This window comes from Paenibacillus sp. 05T425 (genome assembly GCF_056396205.1).
In genome coordinates this window covers 1-414 of record NZ_JBFTLA010000133.1, presented here as the reverse complement: position 1 = coordinate 414, position 414 = coordinate 1, and the positions used below count along the sequence as shown (strand labels likewise).

At 59.9% G+C, this 414-nt stretch carries 1 protein-coding gene; it reads right to left on the bottom strand.

The features are described 5' to 3' along the window. The coding region (locus AC1DF0_RS32445; protein WP_477577710.1) for a malonate decarboxylase subunit alpha at positions 1–414 on the bottom strand (414 nt) is incomplete at both ends.

Sequence of the window (414 nt, the reverse complement as noted above, 5' to 3'; positions counted from 1 at the left end):
GCCGGGATTAGGGTTGGATGCGGATTGAGCGTCCAGTTGCGGCAGATCTTGCCCTTGAGGCCGAGGGACTCGCCGTAAGTCGGCAGGATCAATTCGATGGCGGCGGTGTTGAAGCCGATGCCGTGGTTCAGCGACTGGACGTTGTGTTTTTCGTAGATCCCGCGGATCGCCATCATCGCCATCAACACATGCACAGGCTTGATGTGGCGTGGGTCGCGGGTGAACAACGGTTCGATGTAGAACGGCTTGTCCGCCACCACCACGAAATCGACCCAGGACGCGGGGATATCCACGCGCGGCAACTCGCTGACATCGTCCACCAGTTGATTGACCTGGACGATGACGATGCCGTCGCTGAACGCCGCCGGTTCAATCAATGCGGGCGTGTCTTCGGTGCTTGGGCCGGTGTAGATG